The following is a 20947-nucleotide window of genomic DNA, read 5'->3' on the forward strand; positions in this document are numbered from 1 at the left end:
ATTGTGCATCGATCTTGATGCAGCGCGTATCGGCCGCCGCCGCGCCTTGTAGATTCGGGAGGGGATATTCCCCTGAACGAGTCTTCCAAGGAGATGCAGCATGCGCACATTCTGCGGGCTGGCCGCCGCCTTTCTGCTTGCCGTCGCGCCCGGTGTCCGGGCGCAGCTGGACAGCGCACCGACGCCGGTGCCGTTGCCCATCCCCATCGCCGCCGCGTCCGCGGCCATGCCGGCGCAAGACCTCGACACCTTGCGCGCCGTGCATGCGCGCGAAATCAATGACCTCAGCACCTTCAGGACGGCGGGCTTGCAGCGCGTAGCCATCGATCCCTACCTGGACAGCGCGCCGGGCCAGCAATTCCTGCGCGAACTGCGCGCCGCCGATCCTGCCGCCCCGGCCGAGACGATTTACGCGCGCGCGGTCGAGCAGCTCGCTTCCGGCAGTACCTTGCCCGACTTGCAAGCCATGTCGGCCGCATTGGTAAAAATCGTGCCGCATGGCCAGAATGTGTCGCCGTACTCGCCATATTTCACCACCAGCGCGCAATTGCAGCAGGCCTCGGGCCAGTGTGCCAGCCTGGCCGACTGTTTCGGCTTGCCCTTGAAGAGCGAGGCGCCGCTGTATGATGTGTATCAGATCATGCCCAAGGGGACTGTCAACGTGTTCGTCAGCCAGGTGGCGCCGACGCAAGAGCTGGGCGGGCTGGTGCGGCGCCGTGGCGGGGCACAGCAATATCTGCTGCCCAACCGCAGCCTGTGGTCGGCGCCCGTGCTGATCGGCACGATCAAGAATTGAGGAGTGATAATGGATCAACAACGTTTGCAAGCCCATGCCGCCGAACTGGAACAATGGCTGGCCCGCCTGGCGTCGGCCGACGGGGAGGTGGCCGACCTGCGCAGCGCGCTCGAGCCGCTGCTGGCACTGGCGGGCAGCGGGGCCTTGACGACGCCCCTGCCGTGGGGCGATATCCCCGGCGGGCGTTATTTTACGGAAGGCGGCTTGCGCCAGTACCCCGAGCTGGAGCAGGCATTTGCCCGTTTCCGCATCGAGGCCACGGGCGGCGAATCGCCAGCCCTGCGCAAGCTGCGCGGCGAGCTGTAATTAATATATGGTATCAATTGTTGTTTATGGGTAATTGACTGTCAGTATTGCTTGACGACAAAATCTTATTCATCGACCATGGCGCATCCCTCCCGATTTTCTCTTTTTTATTGGATGCACCATGTTGTCCTCCCTTAAGGCGCGGCTGATCGCCATCGCCGTTTCCATCGTCGTGCTGGCCATGCTGGCCGTCGCCATCGCCAATTTCTTCACGACGCGCTCCAGCACCCTGGCTGCGCTCGACACGCAGATGCTGCAGTTGTCGCACAGCCACGCGCAAGCCATCGCCGAATGGCTGCGTTCCAAGCAGGCCGTCGTCGGCTCGCTCAAGCAGGGCGCCACGGCGGCCGACCCGCTGCCGGCCCTCAAGGCGGCCGAGCAGGCCGGTACCTTCGACATGGCGTATATCGGCTTTGCCGACAAGCACGCCGTCTTTTCGCAGGAGCGCAAGCGCGCCGCCGACTATGATCCCACGGCGCGCCCCTGGTACAAGCTGGCGTCCGAGGTGGGCGGCCCCATCATTACGGCGCCGTATATCGGCGCCAGCACGGGCAAGCTGGTGGTGACGTTTGCCGAGCCGCTGGGCGGCAAGGGCAGCGTGACGGGCGTGATGGCGGCCGACGTGATGATGGATGCGGTGGTGCAAAACGTCGCCTCGATCAAGCCGACGGCGTCCAGCTATGCCTTCCTCGTCGATGGCGGCGGCAAGATCATCGCCCACCCGGACGGCAAGCTGACCCTGAAGCCCCTGGCCGAGCTGGACCCTGGCCTCAGTGCGCAGACGCTGGCCGATATCGAAAAGAGCGGTGACGGCGCCGCCATTCGCCTGGGCGAACGCAATGGCATCTTGCATGTGAGTAAAGTGCCGGGCAGCGACTGGCTGCTGGCTACCGTGCTCGACCGCGCAGAAGCGACGCAGGCATTGACCTCCATGCTGCGCGCGTCGGCCCTGACGGCCTTGCTGGTGCTGGCCCTGGCCGCCACGGTATTGAGCGTGCTGGTGGCACACGCCTTGCGCCGCCTGGGCCTGGTGCGCGATGCGATGGAAGCGATCGCCACGGGCGATGGAGACCTGACCAGCCGCCTCGACGCGCAAGGTTCGGACGAGCTGGCGCAGATCGCCAAGGCATTTAACTTGTTCGTCGAAAAGATTGCCACCGTGCTGGTGCAGATCCGCAGCATCAGCACCCTGGTGCGCAGCGAATCGGCCGATATTGCCGCCGGCAATGCCGACCTGTCCTCGCGCACGGAAGCGCAGGCGGGGGCGCTGGAAGAAACGGCCAGTTCGATGGATGAGCTGACGTCGACCGTCAAGCAGAATGCGGAAAACGCGCATGCGGCCAATGAGCTGGCCATGTCCGCCTCGGAAGTGGCGGCCAAGGGCGGCAGGGTGGTGCAGCAGGTGGTGGGCACCATGGCCGGCATCCAGGAAAGCTCGCGCAAAATCGTCGACATCATCGGCGTGATCGACGGCATTGCCTTCCAGACGAATATCCTGGCCCTGAACGCGGCCGTCGAGGCGGCGCGCGCGGGCGAGCAGGGCAGGGGTTTTGCCGTCGTGGCGTCCGAAGTGCGCAACCTGGCGCAACGCTCCGCTGGCGCGGCGAAGGAAATCAAGGAGTTGATTGGCGATTCGGTGGAGAAAGTGGATGCCGGCGGGCGCCTTGTCGATGAAGCGGGCCAGACCATGGACCAGGTGGTGGCGTCGGTGCAGCAATTGACGACCATCATGAGCGAGATCACGGTGGCCAGCCGCGAACAGAGCGCCGGCATCGGCGAGATCAATACGGCCGTCACGCACATGGATACCATGACGCAGCAAAATGCGGCCCTCGTCGAGCAAGCCGCCGCCGCCGCGGAAAGCCTGCAGGAACAGGCCGTGGATCTGGCGCAAGCCGTCGGCATGTTCCGTCTGGGTGATGCGCCTGCCGCGGCATCCGCGCCCGTGACGCGCCTCAAGGCGAAGCCAGCCGTTCGTGTCCTTGCGTCGCGTGCGCCGGTCCGCGCGCCGTCGCCGGCCAAGTCCGTCAAGGCGGCCAAGTCCGGCGCCGACGAGTGGGAAGAGTTTTAAGACGACGAGTAGCGATCTGCACGTTCATCCGCGTTTTTGTCAGGCCAGCCTGCCAAAAGCGCAGTTCGTCGCAATCGGCGTGTCTGCCGGGGGCGGTATGGCTATAGTCACACCATACCGCAAGCCCACTGCCAGACACCCGAGGAGATTCACATGAACGTCGCTAAAAACATGGAAGTCATCGCCGTTGCCGCCGCCATCCTGCTCGGCGCCAGCTGCTACGCCACTGCCCCGGCCGCCCCGGCCCTGCAAGTGGCCAGTTCCACGGCCACCCTGGCCGCGCCAGCGGACACGGCTGCCATGCACGTGGTGGTGGTCAAGGCCAAGCGCCTGAGCGTTACCGAAAAAGCCCGTTTCGCATAATTGATTGTCAGCAATTTTTGCTGCTGCTACAGTGGCAGCCAGTGGCGATGCGCGCAAGCCCCACGAGGGCGCCGCGAGACATAAAAACAAGATACCGAGGATGCACTACATGAAAAAGACACTGCAACTGGCGCTGTTGTTCCTGGCGACTTTGGGCCTGGTGCGCGGCGCGGCCGCCGAGACCCGCCTGCTGGAAATGCGCAACATCGACGCCCGCGTGGTGCGCGTCAAGCTCGATGGCGTGATGGAAGTACGCATTCGCCAGGGCAACGTGCCTTCGCTGAGCATTACGGCCGACAAGCGCTATATCGCCGATGTCAGCACGGCGCAAAGCGGTGATACCCTGCACATCGAAACGGAAGTGCGCGGCTTCAAGATCGGCCCTTCATCGATCCGCGCCGACCTGGTGCTGCCGAATTTGCGCGAAGTCAGTTCGGAAGGCTTTGGCAGCACGGATATCACGGGTTTCAAGGGCGAGGAACTGACCCTGTCGCTGGAAGGGGCGGGCAGCATCAAGCTGGTGGGCGACTACCGCAAGCTCAATGCCAGTCTGGGCGGTGTGGGCAGCATGCAACTATGGATAGGCAACAATGAGCGGGCCGAGCTGGACTTGCAGGGCGCGGGCTCGGTCGTGCTGGGCGGACGCGGACGACTCCTGAAAGCCAGCCTGGGCGGCCTGGGCAGCCTGAATGCGCAGCAATTCGAAGCCGACGCCGTCAACCTGGAATTGAGCGGCCTTGGCAACGCCACGGTGAATGCCCATACGAATGCCAAGCTGAACTTGAGCGGGCTCGGTTCGGTGGTGGTGTACGGCAAGCCAGCCAACCGCGATGTCAGCGTCGAGGGCCTGGGCAAAGTCAGCTGGAAGTAAAAGCATCCTGCCACAGGCCTTCGGCAGAACAATAATAAGTAGTCAGACCACATCCCATTCCGATGAAAAAACTGATCATTACCTTACTCATGCTGTTGACGATACAGCTACCCGCGCGGGCTGGTTTCGCCGAAGGCGCCAGTGCCTATAACAACAAGAATTACACGCTAGCCTACAAGGAAATATTGCCACTAGCTAAGACCGGCAACGCCGATGCCCAGCATTTGCTGGGCTTGATGTATTACATGGGACGGGGTTTGCCGCAGGATTACAAGCAAGCCATGTTCTGGCACCGCAAGGCGGCCGAGCAGGGCAAGGCCGACGCCCAGTATGTCGTGGGCGCCATGTATTACACGGGCAACGCCGTGCTGCAGGACCATAAACAGGCCGTAGGCTGGTTCCGCAAGGCGGCCGAGCAGAACCATGCCGAGGCGCAGCAGGTGCTGGGCCTGATGTACCGCTACCACATGGGCGGCGTGCAGCAGGACAACGTCATCGCCTACATGCTGTGGAACCTGGCGGCCGCGAATGGCAACGCAAATGCGGCCGACCAGCGCGCCGCCGTGGTGCGCAAGATGACGCATGAGCAAGTCGAGGAAGGGCAAGCCCTGTCGGCGAAATGGAAGCCGGGCACGCCCTTGCCGCGCCAGTCGAAGACGGGCGCCGGTTAAGAGCGGCGGTGGTCTGCAGGGGAGGGCGGCTTGGCGTACAATCGCCGTTTTCCCTTGAAAGAGTCCCGCCATGCGTGCAGTTGCCATCAGCCAGCCAGGTCCCGCCGACGTTTTGCAGATCGTCGAGTCTCCCGTCCCCGCCTTCAAAGCCGGAGAGCTGCTGATCAAGGTGCACGCGGCCGGCATCAACCGTCCCGACGTGCTGCAACGCCTGGGCAAATATGCGCCACCCGCCGGCGCCTCCGACTTGCCGGGCCTGGAAGTGGCGGGCGAAGTCGTCGATGGTGATTTCAGCAACACTGAATTCAAAAAAGGCGACCTGGTCTGTGCGCTGGTGCAGGGCGGCGGCTATGCCGAATACTGCGCCGCGCCCGCCGGCCAGTGCCTGCCGCTGCCGCAAGGTTTGACGGCGATGGAAGGTGCGTCCCTGCCGGAAAATTTCTTTACCGTCTGGAGCAATGTCTTCGACCGCTGCGCGCTGGCCGATGGTGAAACGTTATTGGTGCAGGGCGGCACGTCCGGCATCGGCGTGACGGCCATTCAATTGGCGGCCGCCCTGGGGCATCGCGTCTTCGCCACGGCGGGCAGCGACGAAAAGGCGCGCGCCTGCGAGGCGCTGGGTGCCGAACGGGGCATCAATTACCGCACGGAAGATTTCGTCGCCGTCGTCAAGGAATTGACCGATGGCAAGGGCGTCGATGTCATCCTCGACATGGTGGGCGGCGACTACCTGCCGCGCGAGATCAGCTGCCTGGCCGACGACGGCCGCATCGGCCTGATCGCCGTGCAGGGTGGCACCAAGGCGGAGCTGGATCTGGGCACCTTGCTGCGCCGCCGCCTGACGGTGACGGGTTCCACCCTGCGTCCCCGTTCCGTGGCCTTCAAGGCGGCCATCGCGAACCATTTGCGCACGACCGTCTGGCCGCTGATCGAGGCGGGCAAGATCAAGCCGGTGATCTATAAAACTTTCCCGTTGGAAAAAGCCAACGAGGCGCATGCCTTGATGGAGGCGAGCACGCACGTGGGCAAGATCATGTTGCAAGTTGTTTGAAACGGGGCACTGCCTGTTTGACCGGCATCGGTGCCGGAGTTAGAATGACGGGTTATTAGAATTTAGGCTACTATGCGTCGCAAACTCGTCGTCGGAAATTGGAAAATGAACGGCAGTCGCACCTCGAACGCGGTGTTATTGTCTGAAATAGTTGCTGGCCTGGCTGCCTCTGGCGCCGCCAGCGCCGTCTGTGTGCCTGCGCCGTATCTGGCGCAGTGCCAGGCGCAATTGGCAGGCACGGCCATTGGTTGGGGTGCGCAGGATGTCTCGGCGCACGCCAGCGGCGCCTACACGGGAGAAATCTCGACCGCCATGCTGCAGGATTTTGGCTGCGGCTATGTGGTGATCGGGCATTCCGAGCGCCGCGCCTACCATGGCGAGAGCGATGCGCAGGTGGCGGCCAAGACGGTTGCGGCGCTGGCGGCGGGCATCACGCCTATCGTCTGCATCGGCGAAACCCTGGCGCAGCGCGAAGCGGGCCAGACCAATGCCGTGGTGGCGCAGCAACTGGGCGCCGTGCTGGCGGCGATTTCCGCCGACGACGTGGCGAAACTGGTGCTGGCCTATGAGCCAGTCTGGGCCATCGGCACGGGCAAGACGGCCACGCCGCAAATGGCGCAGGACGTGCATCAGGTATTGCGCGCCCAGCTGGTGGCAAAGAATGCGGTAGCAGCGACCGGCGTGCAGATCCTGTACGGCGGCAGCATGAAGCCGGAGAACGCAAAAGAATTGATGGCGATGCCGGATATCGATGGCGGTCTGATCGGTGGAGCAGCATTGAAGGCGGCGGATTTCCTGGCGATTATTCACGCCGCTGATTGAATTACTTTAAACTAAGAATGGAATTGCAATGAACATGATGTTCAATCTGGTAGTGGTAGTACAGGTTATTTCGGCATTGTCGATTATCGCGCTGGTGTTGTTGCAGCACGGTAAGGGCGCCGACATGGGCGCCGCCTTCGGTTCGGGCGCCTCGGGCAGCCTGTTCGGTGCGACGGGTTCGTCGAACTTCATGTCGAAATCGACGGGCGTTGCCGCCGCGATCTTCTTCGGCGCCACCCTGGCCCTGTCGCTGATGGCGAATCAGCGCGCCACGACGGTCGGCGGCGGCGTGATGGATAAAGTCGTCAAGCCAGTGCCGGTCACCGGCGCGGGCGCGATCCCGACGACGGTGCCTGCGGCACCGGCAGCCAGCGCTCCGGCAGCGGCGGCACCGGTTGCCAGCACCCCGGCCGGCGCGATTCCGAAGTAATTCTGGTTCAGCTCGATACCTCATCGAGAGTAATTCTCATTACGGGCAGATTATTGCTCAATGTTTCAGCAGCGCGGCAGGAAAAAATCGTGACGCGCTGGAAGATGTAAAAATTTATCGTTTTTATCTGTGTTTTGATGCATTTGTGCATTAACTTTAGCGGCAAAGCAGAGTAGAATACGGGCCTTACCGCCGACGTGGTGAAATTGGTAGACACGCTATCTTGAGGGGGTAGTGGCGCAAGCTGTACGAGTTCGAGTCTCGTCGTCGGCACCAGAAATCAGAAGCCAGCAACGGCGCACGAGCCATGGCTCGTACAAAGTTGCTGGCTTTTTTTACGAGGATGTGTCGTTCGATCCTGGTCTTAGCTTTGATTGGGATCGTGCGTTAGATACGCTGCAAATGATCGCAGCGTCCTCATTTAACCGATCGTTCAATATAAGCTCATCAATCGTGAACCTCGAAAATTACTTCCCCGTCCTGCTGTTCATTATTATCGGCCTTGGTGTCGGTATCGCTCCCCAGCTCCTGGGGCGCCTGTTAGGCCCTAACAAGCCCGACGCAGCAAAACTCTCCCCGTACGAATGTGGCTTTGAAGCATTCGAAGACGCGCGCATGAAATTTGATGTGCGCTACTATCTGGTCGCAATCCTGTTTATTTTGTTCGATCTGGAAACGGCATTCTTTTTCCCATGGGGCGTTGCAATGCGCGACCTGGGCTGGGCCGGTTTCGTCACGATGATGGTGTTCATCGCTGAATTCGTGGTCGGATTTTGGTACATTTGGAAGAAAGGTGCCCTTGACTGGGAATAAGCCATGGCTATTGAAGGCGTATTAAGCGAAGGTTTCATCACCACCTCGGCCGACAAGCTGATCAACTGGGCGCGCACCGGGTCTATGTTCCCGATGACGTTCGGTCTGGCCTGCTGTGCGGTCGAAATGATGCATGTGGGCGCTGCCCGCTACGATATGGACCGTTTCGGCGTCGTGTTTCGTCCGTCGCCGCGTCAGTCCGACGTCATGATCGTTGCCGGCACCCTGTGCAACAAGATGGCGCCGGCCCTGCGCAAGGTCTACGACCAGATGGCGGAGCCACGCTGGGTTATCTCGATGGGTTCCTGCGCCAATGGCGGCGGGTACTACCATTACTCCTATTCCGTGGTGCGCGGTTGCGACCGCATCGTGCCCGTCGACGTGTATGTGCCTGGCTGTCCTCCGACCGCTGAAGCCTTGCTGTACGGCATCATGCAGTTGCAGAACAAGATCAAGCGTACCAGCACGATCGCACGCTAACCGGGCCGCTTCAGATTATGACAACACATTTAGAAGTATTGCAAAACGCCCTCGGCACTGCCCTGGGCGATCGCGTTAGCACGACGGTTGCGCTGGGCGAAGTCACTCTGGTCGTCAAGGCCGAGGACTACCTGGCCGTGATGCAGACCCTGCGCGACGATCCGGCCCTGCATTTCGAGCAAATGCTCGACCTGTGCGGCGTCGACTACTCGACCTATGGCGACGGTAGCTGGGATGGCCTGCGTTTCGCGGCCGTTTCGCACTTGCTGTCGGTCAAGCACAATTGGCGCGTGCGCGTGCGCGTGTTCGCGCCGGACGACGACATGCCGCTGCTGCCCTCCGTGGTGAGCATCTGGCGCGCCGTCAACTGGTACGAGCGCGAAGCATTCGACCTGCTGGGCATCCTCTTCGAAGGCCACAACGACTTGCGCCGCCTGCTGACCGACTACGGTTTCATCGGCCATCCGTTCCGCAAGGATTTCCCCGTCTCCGGCTATGTCGAGATGCGTTACGATCCGGAACAAAAGCGCGTGATTTACCAGCCCGTGACGATCGAGCCGCGGGAAAACGTGCCGCGCGTGATCCGCGAAGAACATTACGGGATGAAATAATGGCTGAGATTAAGAACTACACCCTGAACTTTGGGCCACAGCATCCGGCCGCGCACGGTGTGCTGCGCCTGGTGCTGGAGATGGATGGCGAAGTCATCCAGCGCGCCGACCCGCATATCGGCCTGCTGCACCGCGCCACCGAAAAGCTGGCCGAACAGAAGACCTATTTGCAATCCGTGCCGTACATGGACCGTCTCGACTATGTGTCGATGATGTGCAATGAACATGCGTACGTGATGGCCATCGAAAAGATGCTGGGCCTGGAAGTGCCGCTGCGCGCGCAATACATCCGCGTCATGTTCGACGAGATGACGCGCATCCTGAATCACCTGATGTGGCTCGGCACCCACGCGCTGGACGTTGGCGCCATGGGCCCGTTCCTGTATTGCTTCCGCGACCGCGAAGACTTGTTCGACGCCTACGAGGCAGTCTCGGGCGCGCGCATGCACGCGGCCTACTACCGTCCGGGCGGCGTGTACCGCGACCTGCCGGACGCGATGCCGCAGCACAAGGCGTCGATCATCCGCAACGCCAAGGCCATCGGCAAACTCAATGAAAACCGCCAGGGTTCCCTGCTGGACTTCATCGAAGACTTCGCGCGCCGTTTCCCGAATTCCGTGGACGAGTACGAAACCTTGCTGACCGACAACCGTATCTGGAAACAGCGTACCGTCGGCATCGGCGTGGTCTCGCCGGAAGATGCGCTGGCCATGGGCTTTACGGGCGCCATGCTGCGCGGCTCGGGCGTGCAGTGGGACTTGCGCAAGAAACAGCCGTACGAAGTGTACGACCTGATGGATTTCGACATTCCTATCGGCACCAACGGCGATTGCTACGACCGCTACCTGGTCCGCGTGGAAGAACTGCGCCAGTCGAACCGCATCATCAAGCAATGCGTGGAGTGGCTGCGCAACAATGAAGGTCCTGTCATGACCAGCAACCGCAAGGTGGCGCCTCCGGGCCGCGTCGACATGAAGACCAACATGGAATCGCTGATTCACCACTTCAAGCTGTTCACGGAAGGTTTCCACGTGCCGCCAGGCGAGGCCTACAGCGCCGTGGAACATCCGAAGGGCGAGTTCGGCGTGTACCTGGTGTCCGATGGCGCCAACAAGCCGTACCGCATGAAACTGCGCGCGCCAGACTACGCCCACTTGCAGTCGCTCGACGAGATGGCGCGTGGGCACATGCTTGCCGACGCCGTGACCATCATCGGGACGCAAGATATCGTGTTCGGCAGTATTGACCGCTAAGAGGCAAAAAGTATGTTGTTATCAGAGCAATGCTATAAGAAAATTGACCGCGAGCTGGCCAAGTATCCGGCCGACCAGCGTCAGTCGGCCGTCATGGCCGCGCTGGCCCATGCCCAGGATGAACTGGGCTGGCTGGCGCCGGAAACCATGAAGGAACTGGCCGATTACATCGGCATGCCGGCGATTGCCGTGCAGGAAGTGGCCACGTTCTACAATATGTACAACGTGAAACCCGTGGGCAAGCACAAGATCACTGTGTGCACCAACCTGCCATGCGCCCTGTCGGGCGGCGTGCGCGCTGCAGACTACCTGAAGCAGAAACTGGGCATCGATTTCCGCGAAACCACCGCTGACGGCCAGTTCACCCTGGTTGAGGGCGAGTGCATGGGTGCTTGCGGCGATGCGCCTGTCTTGCTGGTCAGTAATAAAACCATGTGCAGCTGGATGTCGAACGAGAAAATCGACGCCATGCTGGAGGAACTCAAGAAATGACGTCACTCCACAACCGCCATATCGATCCATTGATCCTGAAGGATCTGGATGGCAAGAACTGGCATTTGCAAGATTATGTGAACCGCGGCGGCTACAGCGCCCTGCGGCGTATCCTGAAAGAGAAAATCACGCCGGAACAGATCATTGCCGACCTCAAGGCTTCGTCCTTGCGCGGCCGTGGCGGCGCGGGTTTCCCTACCGGCTTGAAGTGGAGCTTCATGCCGCGCCAGTTCCCGGGCCAGAAATACCTCGTCTGCAATACAGATGAAGGCGAACCGGGCACTTTCAAGGACCGCGACATCATTCGTTACAATCCCCATGCCCTGATCGAAGGCATGGCCATTGGCGCTTATGCGATGGGCATCACCGTCGGCTACAACTATATCCACGGTGAAATCTTCCAGGAATACCTGCGTTTCGAAGAAGCGCTGGAAGAGGCGCGCGCCGCCGGTTTCCTCGGTGACAAGATCATGGGCAGCGAGTTCTCGTTCCAGTTGCACGCGCACCATGGTTATGGCGCCTACATCTGCGGCGAAGAAACGGCCCTGCTCGAATCGCTGGAAGGCAAGAAAGGCCAGCCGCGCTTCAAGCCGCCTTTCCCTGCCTCGTTTGGCCTGTACGGCAAGCCGACGACGATCAACAACACGGAAACCTTCGCGGCCGTGCCATTCGTGCTGAACATTGGTCCAGAGAAATACCTGGCGATGGGCAAGCCGAACAACGGCGGTTCGAAGATCTTCTCGATCTCGGGCGACGTGGAAAAACCGGGCAACTATGAAGTGCCGCTCGGCACCCCGTTTGCAACGCTGCTGGAACTGGCAGGCGGCATGCGCGGTGGCAAAAAGATCAAGGCCGTGATCCCTGGCGGTTCGTCCGCTCCGGTGATCCGCGGCGACATCATGATGCAGACCGACCTGGACTACGACTCGATCGCGAAAGCCGGTTCGATGTTGGGTTCGGGCGCCGTCATCGTGATGGACGAAACACGCTGCATGGTAAAGGCGCTGGAACGCCTGTCCTACTTCTACTTTGAAGAATCGTGCGGCCAGTGTACGCCTTGCCGTGAAGGCACAGGCTGGATGTACCGCATGGTGCACCGCATCGAGCAGGGGCAGGGTCGTCCAGACGACCTGGACATGCTCAACTCGATCGCCGACAACATCCAGGGCCGCACTATTTGCGCGCTGGGCGATGCGGCTGCCATGCCGGTACGGGCCTTCATTAAGAATTTCCGTGAAGAATTTGAATATCATATCGAGCACAAGCATTGCTTAGTGCCCGCATATATCTAAGCTGCGTCAGGTAACGATCACCATGGTTGAAATCGAAATAGACGGCAAAAAAGTCGAAGTCCCTGCTGGTAGCATGGTGATGGACGCCGCCAACAAATTGGGAACCTACATTCCGCACTTCTGCTATCACAAGAAATTGTCGATCGCAGCGAACTGCCGCATGTGCCTGGTCGAAGTGGAAAAGGCGCCCAAGCCTTTGCCCGCTTGTGCGACCCCGGTCAGTGCCGGCATGATCGTGCGTTCCGCCAGCGATAAAGCTGTGCAGGCGCAAAAGTCGGTCATGGAATTCTTGCTGATTAACCACCCGCTCGATTGCCCTATCTGCGATCAGGGCGGCGAATGCCAGTTGCAAGACTTGGCAGTGGGTTACGGCAAGAGCGAATCGCGCTACAAGGAAGACAAGCGCGTCGTGCAGCCGAAGGAAGCCGGTCCGCTGGTGTCCATGCAGGAAATGTCGCGCTGCATCCAGTGCACCCGTTGCGTGCGCTTTGGCCAGGAAGTGGCTGGCGTGATGGAGCTGGGCATGATCGGCCGCGGCGAACACTCGGAAATCGTGTCCTTCGTGGGCCAGACCGTCGACTCGGAACTGTCGGGCAACATGATCGATCTGTGCCCGGTTGGCGCACTGACCTCGAAGCCGTTCCGTTACAGCGCCCGTACGTGGGAACTGTCGCGCCGCAAATCGGTCAGCCCGCATGACGGTCTGGGCGCGAACCTGATCGTGCAAGTGAAAGCTGGCAAGGTCAAGCGCGTATTGCCGCTGGAAAACGAAGCCGTCAACGAGTGCTGGATCTCGGACAAGGACCGTTTCTCGTACGAAGCGCTGGACAGTGCCGAACGCCTGACTTCCCCGATGCTGAAACAAGGCAACGAGTGGAAAGAAGTCGATTGGCAAACGGCGCTGGAATACGTGGCGCACGGTTTGAAAAATATCAAGCACGAGCATGGCGCCGACGCCATCGCCGCGCTGGCAACGCCGCATTCGACCGTCGAAGAGCTGGTACTGCTGCAAAAAGTCGCCAACGGTCTCGGTTCCGAGAACGTCGACTTCCGCCTGCGCCAGACCGACTTCGCGCTGGACGCTGGCGTCAAGCCATGGCTGGGCATGCCGATCAACGAATTTGGCCAGATCAAGCGCGCCTTCGTCATCGGCTCGTTCCTGCGCAAGGATCACCCATTGCTGGCCACGCGTTTGCGCGCATCCGTCAAGGGCGGCGCCAAGCTGTCGATCCTGCACGCCTCGGACGATGATCAATTGATCACCATCGCCAACAAGATGATCGTCGCGCCTAGCGATTGGCTGGCGGCCTTGTCGGAAGTGGTCGTCGCTGTTGCTAAAGCGAAAGAAATTACGGCGCCTGCAGGCTTCGAAGCCGTCAACGCTTCGGACGTGGCTGTCGCCATCGCTGCCAGCCTGATGGCTGGCGACAACGGCGCCGTGCTGCTGGGTAATGCGGCAACGCAACACCCGCAAGCGTCGCAACTGCATGCTGCCGCGCAATGGATCGCCGAACAGACGGGTGCCAAGCTGGGTTACCTGACGGAAGCGGCCAACACGGTTGGCGCGCACCTGGTCGCCAAGCCGCGCGCCAACGTGCAAGCAGCGTTTGCCGTACCGAAAAAAGCCTACGTGCTGCTGCACGCCGAGCCGGAACTCGATGCCGCCAATCCACAAGCGGCCCGCGCCGCCCTGGATGGTGCCGACATGGTCGTGGCCATGTCCGCCTTCAAGCACGGCATGGATTACGCCGATGTCTTGCTGCCGATCGCCCCGTTCGCTGAAACCTCGGGCACCTTCGTCAACTGCGAAGGCCGCGCGCAAAGCTTCAACGGCACCGTGAAACCGCTGGCCGATACCCGTCCAGCCTGGAAAGTGCTGCGCGTCCTGGGCAACATCCTGGGCCTGGCCGGTTTCGACTACGACACCTCCGAAGCGATCCGCGACGAAGCGTTTGGTGCCGGCGTGACCGATCTGTCGGCACAGCTGAACAACATCGCGAAAAATGCACCGGAAGCGGCAAGCTACGCCCCGGCGTCGCCTGCGCTGCAACGCATCGCCGACGTGCCGATCTACTTCGCCGACGCGCTGGTACGCCGCTCCGAACCGCTGCTGCGCACGGTCGATGGCGCCGCGCCGCAAGCGCACCTGTCCCTGGCGCTGGCTGAAAAGCTGGGCATCAAGGCGGGCGACAAGGTCAAAGTGGCGCAAGGCTCCGGCAGCGCCATCCTGGTGGCGGCAATTCACGCCGGCCTGCCAGCCAATGTGGTCAAAGTGTCGGCGGCGCATGCCTCGACGGCTAACCTGGGCGGCATGTTCGGTGACATCACAGTTGAAACAGCAGAGGGGAAAATCTGATGGCTCTGCCTGAATTTGTAAACGTCATCAACAGTACCGGCCAGGATTTGCTGGGCGGTACCTGGCCGTTCTTCTGGACCCTGATCAAGATCCTGTGCGTGCTGTTGCCGCTGATGGGCCTGGTTGCTTACGCCACCCTGTGGGAGCGCAAGCTGATCGGCTGGATCCAGATCCGCGTCGGCCCGAACCGCGTGGGTCCCCTGGGCCTGCTGCAACCGATCGCCGATGCGCTGAAACTCTTGTTCAAAGAGATCATCATCCCGGCCAAGGCTGCCAAGGGCCTGTTCGTGATCGGCCCGATCATGACCATCATGCCGGCCCTGGCCGCCTGGTCGGTCGTGCCGTTCGGTCCGGAAGCCGTGCTGGCCAACGTCAACGCGGGCTTGCTGCTGCTGCTGGCGATTACCTCGATGGAAGTCTACGGCATCATCATCGCCGGCTGGGCCTCGAACTCGAAGTACTCGTTCATGGGCGCCATGCGCGCTTCGGCACAGATGATTTCGTATGAAATCCCGATGGGCTTCGTGATGGTCATCGTGCTGATGGTCTCGGGCAGCCTGAACTTCATCGACATCGTTGGCGGCCAGCAAATCGGCTACTTCGCCGAAAAAGGCGTGAACTTCATGTCGTGGAACTGGCTGCCGCTGCTGCCGATGTTCGTCATCTACCTGGTGTCGGGCCTGGCTGAAGCCAACCGTCACCCGTTCGACGTCGTCGAAGGCGAGTCGGAAATCGTCGCCGGCCACATGGTCGAGTACTCGGGCATGGCCTACGCCATGTTCATGCTGGCCGAATACGCCAACATGATCCTGATCGGCGCGCTGGCTTCGATCATGTTCCTCGGTGGCTGGTCCGCACCATTTGCCTTCCTCGAGTTCTGGGGTGGTTTCGGCGGCTTCTTCTGGCTGTTCGCCAAGACCTTCTTCATCGTGTCGGTGTTCATCTGGGTGCGCGGTACTTTCCCACGCTACCGTTATGACCAGATCATGCGCCTCGGCTGGAAAGTGTTTATCCCGTTGACGCTGGTCTACCTGGTCTTCGTCGCTGCCTGGATGCAGACATCCTGGAATATTTGGAAGTAAGAGAGTGCATACGAATGGATAAGGTAAAAGATTTCTTCAGCAGCCTCTTGTTAGGCGAGCTGATCAAGGGCATGGCGTTGACAGGCAAGTACATGTTTTCGCGCAAGATCACGGTGCAATTCCCGGAAGAGAAGACACCGATCTCGCCGCGTTTCCGTGGCTTGCACGCGCTGCGCCGCTACCCGAACGGCGAGGAACGTTGCATCGCCTGCAAACTGTGCGAAGCAGTTTGCCCGGCGATGGCCATCACGATCGAATCGGAACAGCGTGACGACGGTTCGCGCCGCACCACGCGTTACGATATTGACTTGACCAAGTGCATCTTCTGCGGTTTCTGCGAAGAGTCCTGCCCGGTTGATTCGATCGTCGAGACGCAAATCCTGGAATACCACGGCGAGAAACGCGGGGATTTGTATTACACGAAAGAGATGTTGCTGGCCGTAGGTGATCGTTATGAAAATGACATCGCCGCTGCGCGCGCCGCCGACGCACCTTATCGCTGATGGATGCGCCGTAGCCCCTGGCTGCGGCGCGCCCCTCGTTCATCTGTACGTCTATTGGGTTTTTTATGGACTTTAAAACAATTTTGTTTTACGCCTTCGCGCTGATCTTGATTCTGGCAGCGACGCGCGTCATCACGGCCCGTAATCCGGTCCACGCAGTACTGTTCCTGGTACTGTCCTTCTTCTCCGCGGCCGGCATCTGGATGCTGCTGCAAGCTGAATTCCTGGCCATCGTGCTGGTATTGGTGTATGTCGGCGCCGTGATGGTGCTGTTCCTCTTCGTGGTCATGATGCTCGATATCAATATCGACCGCATGCGCGAAGGCTTCTGGGGCTATCTGCCTTTGTCGGTGACGGTGGGCGTAATCATCGTGCTGGAAATGGCTGCCGTCCTGTGGCACGGTTTCCGCAACTTTGCGCCTAGCATCGCTCCGGTGAACGTCAACCTGGGCGGCACCAAGGAACTGGGCCTGCTGATCTACACGAAATATGTGTTCGCCTTCGAGATCGCTGCCGTCGTGCTGCTGGTGGCCATCGTTGCCGCGGTTGCACTGACCCTGCGCAAACGCAAGGACACCAAGCACTTTGCTCCAGGCGACGCCGTGCGCGTCAAGCGCAACGACCGCCTGAAGATCATCAAGATGGACGCGGTTGTCGAGCGTCCTGCGGCTGAGCCGGAAGTTAAGGAGGCACCATGACATTATCGCTCACACATTTTCTGGTCCTGGGCGCGATCCTGTTCGCAATCTCGATCGTCGGTATTTTCCTGAACCGCAAGAACATCATCGTATTGCTGATGGCAATCGAATTGATGCTGCTGGCGGTGAATATGAATTTCATCGCGTTCTCCCATTTCATGGGCGACGCGGCCGGTCAGATCTTCGTTTTCTTCATCCTGACGGTTGCCGCCGCTGAGTCGGCTATCGGTCTGGCTATTCTGGTGGTGATGTTCCGTAATCTGGATACCATCAACGTCGAAGACCTGGACAGCCTCAAAGGCTGATGTTTTTCAGACTCGATCTCTCGAATAATAACGATTAAGGTTCATCATGGCGGGGCAACTCCTCAACCCTAACCTCCTTCTTGCCGTACCGCTGGCGCCGCTGGCCGGTGCCGCGATTGCAGGCTTGCTTGGCACCCAGTTCCTGGGTAATTTGGTCGGACGCAAGACGTCGCATACCGCGACGATCCTGGGCGTACTGATTGCGTTCATCCTGTCCGTGCAGACACTGCTGGCAGTGATGGATGGTGCGACATTCAATGGCACGATCTATAACTGGATGACGATCGGCACCCTGAAGATGGAAGTGGGCTTCCAGATCGATTCGCTGTCGGCGATGATGATGTGCGTGGTCACCTTCGTCTCCCTGATGGTGCACATCTACACGATCGGCTACATGAAGGACGACGAAGGCTACAACCGCTTCTTCGCCTATATCTCGCTGTTCACGTTCTCGATGTTGATGCTGGTCATGGCCAACAACTTCCTGCAACTGTTCTTCGGTTGGGAAGCCGTGGGCCTGGTCTCTTACCTCTTGATCGGTTTCTGGTACCAGCGGCCGACGGCCATCGTGGCCAACATGAAGGCTTTCCTCGTCAACCGCGTGGGCGACTTCGGCTTCATCCTGGGCATCGGCCTGCTGCTGGCTTACGCCGGCACCATGAACTATCAGGAAGTGTTCGCCAAGAAAGACGAACTGGCTCTGTTGAGCCTGCCAGGTACCGACTGGGCCCTGCTGACCGTTGCCTGCATCTGCCTGTTCATCGGCGCGATGGGCAAGTCGGCGCAGTTCCCGCTGCACGTGTGGCTGCCTGACTCGATGGAAGGTCCTACCCCGATCTCGGCACTGATTCACGCCGCGACGATGGTGACGGCCGGTATCTTCATGGTTTCGCGCATGTCGCCGCTGTTCGAACTGTCCGACACGGCACTGTCCTTCATCCTGGTGATCGGCTCCATCACGGCATTGTTCATGGGCTTCCTGGGCATCATCCAGAACGACATCAAGCGCGTCGTCGCTTACTCGACCCTGTCGCAGCTGGGCTACATGACCGTCGCGCTGGGTTCGTCCGCGTACTCCGTGGCCGTGTTCCACCTGATGACACACGCATTCTTCAAGGCACTGCTGTTCCTGGGCGCCGGTTCCGTCATCATCGGCATGCACCATGATCAGGATATCCGCAACATGGGTGGCCTGCGCAAATACATGCCGATCACCTGGATCACGTCACTGGTCGGTTCGCTGGCCCTGATCGGCACGCCGCTGTTCTCCGGTTTCTACTCGAAAGACAGCATTATCGAAGCCGTCGAAGCGACGCACATCTGGGGTGCTGGCTTTGCCCAGTTCGCCGTGCTGGCTGGCGTGTTCGTCACCGCCTTCTACTCGTTCCGCATGTACTTCCTCGTCTTCCACGGCAAGGAACGTTTCGGCCAGGCGCACGCGCACGGTCATGACGACCATCACGCACCGAAAGCGGCCCATGGCGCGCACGGCGATGCACATGACGATCATCACGAGGAAGAGGAAGACGACCACGCGCACCACGGTCTGGAACCTGGCCAGAAGCCGCATGAATCCCCATTCGTCGTCTGGTTCCCGCTGGTGATGCTGGCGATTCCTTCGCTGATCATCGGTTACCTGACGATCGGCCCGATGCTGCATGGCGATTTCTTCAAGGGCGTGATCTTCGTCGGCGAAAACCATCCAGCAATGGAAGAGTTGTCGCATGAATTCCACGGCGCAATGGCGATGGCGATCCACGGCCTGTCGACGGCACCGTTCTGGCTGGCATTGTCCGGCGTGGTGGCAGCCTACTACTGCTACATGGTCAACCCGCGTGTACCGGCCTGGTTCTTTGCCAAGTTCCACGCGATCCACACCCTGCTGGACAACAAGTACTACATGGACAAGTTCAATGAAGTCGTGTTCGCCGGCGGTGCCCGCTTGCTGGGTAATGGCCTGTGGAACTTCGGTGACAAGAAGCTGATCGATGGCCTGCTGGTCAACGGTAGCGCCAAGGTCGTCGCCTGGCTGTCCTCGCTGTCGCGAGTGTTGCAGACCGGCTACATCTATCACTATGCATTCGTGATGATCCTGGGCGTGCTGGGCTTCCTGATCTATTTCCTGCCATTCTGGCCCGCTAAGTAAGCTGACCTGATAAAAGAATACTGAGAACCATGATGCAGTCTACGATTTCTACACTACCTCCTTACCTGAGTCTGTCGATCTGGGTGCCGATCATTTGCGGCGTCCTGATCCTGGCTCTCGGCCGTGACAGCAAAGCGGGCTTTACCCGCTGGCTGTCGCTGGCTGGCGCCGTGCTCAGCATGCTGTGCACCTTGCCGCTGATCCAGCATTTCGACAACGCCGCACACGGCATGCAATTCGTCGAAAAAGCACCGTGGATTGAAACCTTCAATATCTGGTACTCGCTGGGTATCGACGGCCTGTCCTTGTGGTTCGTGCCACTGACGGCGTTCATCACCGTCATCGTCGTCATTTCGGCCTGGCAAGTGATCGAGAAGCGCATCGCCCAGTACATGGGCTCGTTTTTGATCCTGTCGGGCCTGATGATCGGCGTGTTCTGCGCGCTGGACGGCTTGCTGTTCTACTTCTTCTTTGAAGCAACCCTGATCCCGATGTTCATCATCATCGGTATCTGGGGCGGTTCGAACCGCGTGTACGCGTCGTTCAAGTTCTTCCTGTACACCTTCTTCGGTTCGCTGCTGACCCTGGTTGCCATCATCTACCTGCGCAATGTGTCGGGCACCTTTGACATCCTGGCCTGGCATGCGTTCAAGCTGACGATGAACGAACAGATCTTCATCTTCCTGGCCTTCCTGATGGCGTTTGCCGTGAAAGTGCCGATGTTCCCTGTCCACACGTGGCTGCCGGACGTCCACGTGGAAGCGCCTACCGGCGGTTCCGCCGTGCTGGCCGCCATCATGCTGAAACTGGGCGCCTACGGCTTCCTGCGTTTCTCGTTGCCGATCACGCCGGACGCCAGCCACTACCTGTCGGGCTTCATGATCACCCTGTCGCTGATCGCCGTGATCTACATCGGTCTGGTTGCCCTGGTGCAAACCGACATGAAAAAACTGGTCGCCTATTCGTCGATCGCGCACATGGGTTTCGTCACCCTGGGCTTCTTCATGTTCAACGACATTTCGGTGCAGGGCGGTATCGTGCAGATGGTCTCGCACGGTTTCATCTCCGGCGCGATGTTCCTGTGCATCGGCGTGCTGTATGACCGCATGCATACCCGCAATATCGCCGATTACGGCGGCGTCGTGAACCGCATGCCGAAATTTGCCGCCTTCTTCGTGCTGTTCTCGATGGCCAACTGCGGTCTGCCAGCCACTTCCGGCTTCGTCGGCGAGTTCATGGTGATCCTGGGCGCAGTGAAATACAACTTCTGGATCGGTCTGCTGGCTGCAACGGCACTGATCTGGGGCGCGGCGTACTCGCTGTGGATGGCCAAGCGCGTGGTGTTCGGCAAGATCAAGAACAAGCATGTGGCCGAACTGACCGACATCAACAAACGTGAATTCTTCATGCTTGCTGTGCTGGCCATCGCCGTGCTCGTGATGGGTCTGTACCCAGCCCCGTTCACCGACACGATGCAAACTTCGGTTGCTGACCTGCTGCAGCATGTCGCCACCAGCAAGTTGCCTTAAATAGAA

22 protein-coding genes and 1 tRNA gene are annotated in these 20947 nt (G+C 60.2%); all 23 read left to right on the plus strand.

The annotated features are described in order from the left end of the window. The first annotated feature begins 100 nt into the window (after positions 1-100). The gene (locus CSQ93_RS12200) at positions 101-796 is read left to right on the plus strand and encodes a hypothetical protein (protein ID WP_099378286.1); all 696 of its coding nucleotides are present in this window, start codon (positions 101-103) and stop codon (positions 794-796) included. Positions 797-805: 9 nt separating this feature from the next. Continuing rightward, the gene (locus CSQ93_RS12205) at positions 806-1102 is read left to right on the plus strand and encodes a hypothetical protein (protein ID WP_099378287.1); all 297 of its coding nucleotides are present in this window, start codon (positions 806-808) and stop codon (positions 1100-1102) included. A gap of 121 nt (positions 1103-1223) precedes the next feature. Further along, positions 1224-3173 (plus strand): methyl-accepting chemotaxis protein, encoded by a 1950-nt coding sequence (locus tag CSQ93_RS12210; protein ID WP_199534380.1) that lies wholly within the window; start codon positions 1224-1226, stop codon positions 3171-3173. A gap of 153 nt (positions 3174-3326) precedes the next feature. Beyond that, positions 3327-3536 (plus strand): hypothetical protein, encoded by a 210-nt coding sequence (locus CSQ93_RS12215; RefSeq protein ID WP_099378288.1) that lies wholly within the window; start codon positions 3327-3329, stop codon positions 3534-3536. Between the two features lie 109 nt (positions 3537-3645). After that, positions 3646-4407 (plus strand): GIN domain-containing protein, encoded by a 762-nt coding sequence (locus tag CSQ93_RS12220; protein WP_099378289.1) that lies wholly within the window; start codon positions 3646-3648, stop codon positions 4405-4407. 62 nt (positions 4408-4469) lie between these two features. Continuing rightward, complete coding sequence (locus tag CSQ93_RS12225) at positions 4470-5078, plus strand: tetratricopeptide repeat protein (RefSeq protein ID WP_099378290.1); 609 nt, start codon at positions 4470-4472, stop codon at positions 5076-5078. 70 nt (positions 5079-5148) lie between these two features. Then, positions 5149-6129 (plus strand): NAD(P)H-quinone oxidoreductase, encoded by a 981-nt coding sequence (locus CSQ93_RS12230; protein WP_099378291.1) that lies wholly within the window; start codon positions 5149-5151, stop codon positions 6127-6129. 72 nt (positions 6130-6201) lie between these two features. Continuing rightward, entirely contained in the window at positions 6202-6951 is a 750-nt protein-coding gene (gene tpiA / locus CSQ93_RS12235; protein ID WP_099378292.1) for a triose-phosphate isomerase, read from the plus strand. A 28-nt stretch (positions 6952-6979) separates the two neighbouring features. Then, positions 6980-7381 carry a preprotein translocase subunit SecG gene (secG, locus tag CSQ93_RS12240; protein ID WP_035820525.1) on the plus strand — a complete coding sequence of 134 codons (402 nt, stop codon included), beginning with the start codon at positions 6980-6982 and terminating at the stop codon, positions 7379-7381. Between the two features lie 191 nt (positions 7382-7572). After that, positions 7573-7657: transfer RNA gene (locus CSQ93_RS12245), tRNA-Leu, on the plus strand. A 177-nt stretch (positions 7658-7834) separates the two neighbouring features. Next, a complete protein-coding gene (locus CSQ93_RS12250; RefSeq protein ID WP_010399734.1) occupies positions 7835-8194 on the plus strand; it encodes an NADH-quinone oxidoreductase subunit A in 360 nt (119 codons plus the stop codon). 3 nt (positions 8195-8197) lie between these two features. Beyond that, on the plus strand, positions 8198-8674 hold the full coding sequence (locus tag CSQ93_RS12255) for a NuoB/complex I 20 kDa subunit family protein (RefSeq protein ID WP_010399733.1): 477 nt from the start codon (positions 8198-8200) through the stop codon (positions 8672-8674). 17 nt (positions 8675-8691) lie between these two features. Further along, complete coding sequence (locus tag CSQ93_RS12260; RefSeq protein ID WP_099378293.1) at positions 8692-9285, plus strand: NADH-quinone oxidoreductase subunit C; 594 nt, start codon at positions 8692-8694, stop codon at positions 9283-9285. Continuing rightward, a complete protein-coding gene (locus tag CSQ93_RS12265; protein ID WP_034749992.1) occupies positions 9285-10538 on the plus strand; it encodes an NADH-quinone oxidoreductase subunit D in 1254 nt (417 codons plus the stop codon). Before CSQ93_RS12260 ends, CSQ93_RS12265 begins: the two co-directional genes overlap by 1 nt. 12 nt (positions 10539-10550) lie before the next feature. Then, positions 10551-11030 carry an NADH-quinone oxidoreductase subunit NuoE gene (gene nuoE / locus CSQ93_RS12270; protein WP_034749989.1) on the plus strand — a complete coding sequence of 160 codons (480 nt, stop codon included), beginning with the start codon at positions 10551-10553 and terminating at the stop codon, positions 11028-11030. Beyond that, entirely contained in the window at positions 11027-12322 is a 1296-nt protein-coding gene (gene nuoF, locus CSQ93_RS12275) for an NADH-quinone oxidoreductase subunit NuoF (protein ID WP_099378294.1), read from the plus strand. Before nuoE ends, nuoF begins: the two co-directional genes overlap by 4 nt. 22 nt (positions 12323-12344) lie before the next feature. Continuing rightward, positions 12345-14678 carry an NADH-quinone oxidoreductase subunit NuoG gene (gene nuoG, locus CSQ93_RS12280; protein ID WP_099378295.1) on the plus strand — a complete coding sequence of 778 codons (2334 nt, stop codon included), beginning with the start codon at positions 12345-12347 and terminating at the stop codon, positions 14676-14678. Continuing rightward, positions 14678-15760, plus strand: a complete 1083-nt coding sequence (gene nuoH / locus CSQ93_RS12285) for an NADH-quinone oxidoreductase subunit NuoH (RefSeq protein WP_099378296.1) — start codon at positions 14678-14680, stop codon at positions 15758-15760. The genes nuoG and nuoH overlap by 1 nt, the downstream gene beginning before the upstream one ends. A gap of 14 nt (positions 15761-15774) precedes the next feature. Further along, a complete protein-coding gene (nuoI, locus tag CSQ93_RS12290; RefSeq protein WP_010399726.1) occupies positions 15775-16263 on the plus strand; it encodes an NADH-quinone oxidoreductase subunit NuoI in 489 nt (162 codons plus the stop codon). A gap of 65 nt (positions 16264-16328) precedes the next feature. Then, positions 16329-16961, plus strand: coding sequence for an NADH-quinone oxidoreductase subunit J (locus tag CSQ93_RS12295; RefSeq protein ID WP_034779507.1), 633 nt, complete (start codon positions 16329-16331; stop codon positions 16959-16961). Continuing rightward, positions 16958-17266: an NADH-quinone oxidoreductase subunit NuoK gene (gene nuoK / locus CSQ93_RS12300; RefSeq protein ID WP_010399724.1), complete on the plus strand. Its 309-nt coding sequence runs from the start codon at positions 16958-16960 to the stop codon at positions 17264-17266. Before CSQ93_RS12295 ends, nuoK begins: the two co-directional genes overlap by 4 nt. A 46-nt stretch (positions 17267-17312) precedes the next feature. Next, positions 17313-19412, plus strand: coding sequence for an NADH-quinone oxidoreductase subunit L (gene nuoL, locus CSQ93_RS12305; protein ID WP_034749978.1), 2100 nt, complete (start codon positions 17313-17315; stop codon positions 19410-19412). 29 nt (positions 19413-19441) lie between these two features. Then, positions 19442-20941 (plus strand): NADH-quinone oxidoreductase subunit M, encoded by a 1500-nt coding sequence (locus CSQ93_RS12310; protein WP_072452736.1) that lies wholly within the window; start codon positions 19442-19444, stop codon positions 20939-20941. Positions 20942-20947: the final 6 nt, after the last annotated feature.

The sequence above is a fragment of the Janthinobacterium sp. BJB426 genome (assembly GCF_002735705.1).
In the GTDB taxonomy this organism is placed as follows: Bacteria; Pseudomonadota; Gammaproteobacteria; order Burkholderiales; family Burkholderiaceae_D; genus Janthinobacterium.

What these genes read in the sequence shown, in the direction of transcription:
- CSQ93_RS12265 (WP_034749992.1), top strand. Translation starts at nt 9,285, where the DNA reads ATGGCTGAGATTAAGAACTACACCCTGAACTTTGGGCCACAGCATCCG.
- CSQ93_RS12295 (WP_034779507.1), top strand. Translation starts at nt 16,329, where the DNA reads ATGGACTTTAAAACAATTTTGTTTTACGCCTTCGCGCTGATCTTGATT.
- nuoF (WP_099378294.1), top strand. Translation starts at nt 11,027, where the DNA reads ATGACGTCACTCCACAACCGCCATATCGATCCATTGATCCTGAAGGAT.
- CSQ93_RS12255 (WP_010399733.1), top strand. Translation starts at nt 8,198, where the DNA reads ATGGCTATTGAAGGCGTATTAAGCGAAGGTTTCATCACCACCTCGGCC.
- CSQ93_RS12310 (WP_072452736.1), top strand. Translation starts at nt 19,442, where the DNA reads ATGATGCAGTCTACGATTTCTACACTACCTCCTTACCTGAGTCTGTCG.
- CSQ93_RS12225 (WP_099378290.1), top strand. Translation starts at nt 4,470, where the DNA reads ATGAAAAAACTGATCATTACCTTACTCATGCTGTTGACGATACAGCTA.
- nuoI (WP_010399726.1), top strand. Translation starts at nt 15,775, where the DNA reads ATGGATAAGGTAAAAGATTTCTTCAGCAGCCTCTTGTTAGGCGAGCTG.
- CSQ93_RS12205 (WP_099378287.1), top strand. Translation starts at nt 806, where the DNA reads ATGGATCAACAACGTTTGCAAGCCCATGCCGCCGAACTGGAACAATGG.
- CSQ93_RS12220 (WP_099378289.1), top strand. Translation starts at nt 3,646, where the DNA reads ATGAAAAAGACACTGCAACTGGCGCTGTTGTTCCTGGCGACTTTGGGC.
- CSQ93_RS12210 (WP_199534380.1), top strand. Translation starts at nt 1,224, where the DNA reads ATGTTGTCCTCCCTTAAGGCGCGGCTGATCGCCATCGCCGTTTCCATC.
- secG (WP_035820525.1), top strand. Translation starts at nt 6,980, where the DNA reads ATGAACATGATGTTCAATCTGGTAGTGGTAGTACAGGTTATTTCGGCA.
- CSQ93_RS12230 (WP_099378291.1), top strand. Translation starts at nt 5,149, where the DNA reads ATGCGTGCAGTTGCCATCAGCCAGCCAGGTCCCGCCGACGTTTTGCAG.
- nuoH (WP_099378296.1), top strand. Translation starts at nt 14,678, where the DNA reads ATGGCTCTGCCTGAATTTGTAAACGTCATCAACAGTACCGGCCAGGAT.
- nuoE (WP_034749989.1), top strand. Translation starts at nt 10,551, where the DNA reads ATGTTGTTATCAGAGCAATGCTATAAGAAAATTGACCGCGAGCTGGCC.
- nuoG (WP_099378295.1), top strand. Translation starts at nt 12,345, where the DNA reads ATGGTTGAAATCGAAATAGACGGCAAAAAAGTCGAAGTCCCTGCTGGT.
- CSQ93_RS12215 (WP_099378288.1), top strand. Translation starts at nt 3,327, where the DNA reads ATGAACGTCGCTAAAAACATGGAAGTCATCGCCGTTGCCGCCGCCATC.
- nuoL (WP_034749978.1), top strand. Translation starts at nt 17,313, where the DNA reads ATGGCGGGGCAACTCCTCAACCCTAACCTCCTTCTTGCCGTACCGCTG.
- tpiA (WP_099378292.1), top strand. Translation starts at nt 6,202, where the DNA reads ATGCGTCGCAAACTCGTCGTCGGAAATTGGAAAATGAACGGCAGTCGC.
- CSQ93_RS12200 (WP_099378286.1), top strand. Translation starts at nt 101, where the DNA reads ATGCGCACATTCTGCGGGCTGGCCGCCGCCTTTCTGCTTGCCGTCGCG.
- nuoK (WP_010399724.1), top strand. Translation starts at nt 16,958, where the DNA reads ATGACATTATCGCTCACACATTTTCTGGTCCTGGGCGCGATCCTGTTC.
- CSQ93_RS12260 (WP_099378293.1), top strand. Translation starts at nt 8,692, where the DNA reads ATGACAACACATTTAGAAGTATTGCAAAACGCCCTCGGCACTGCCCTG.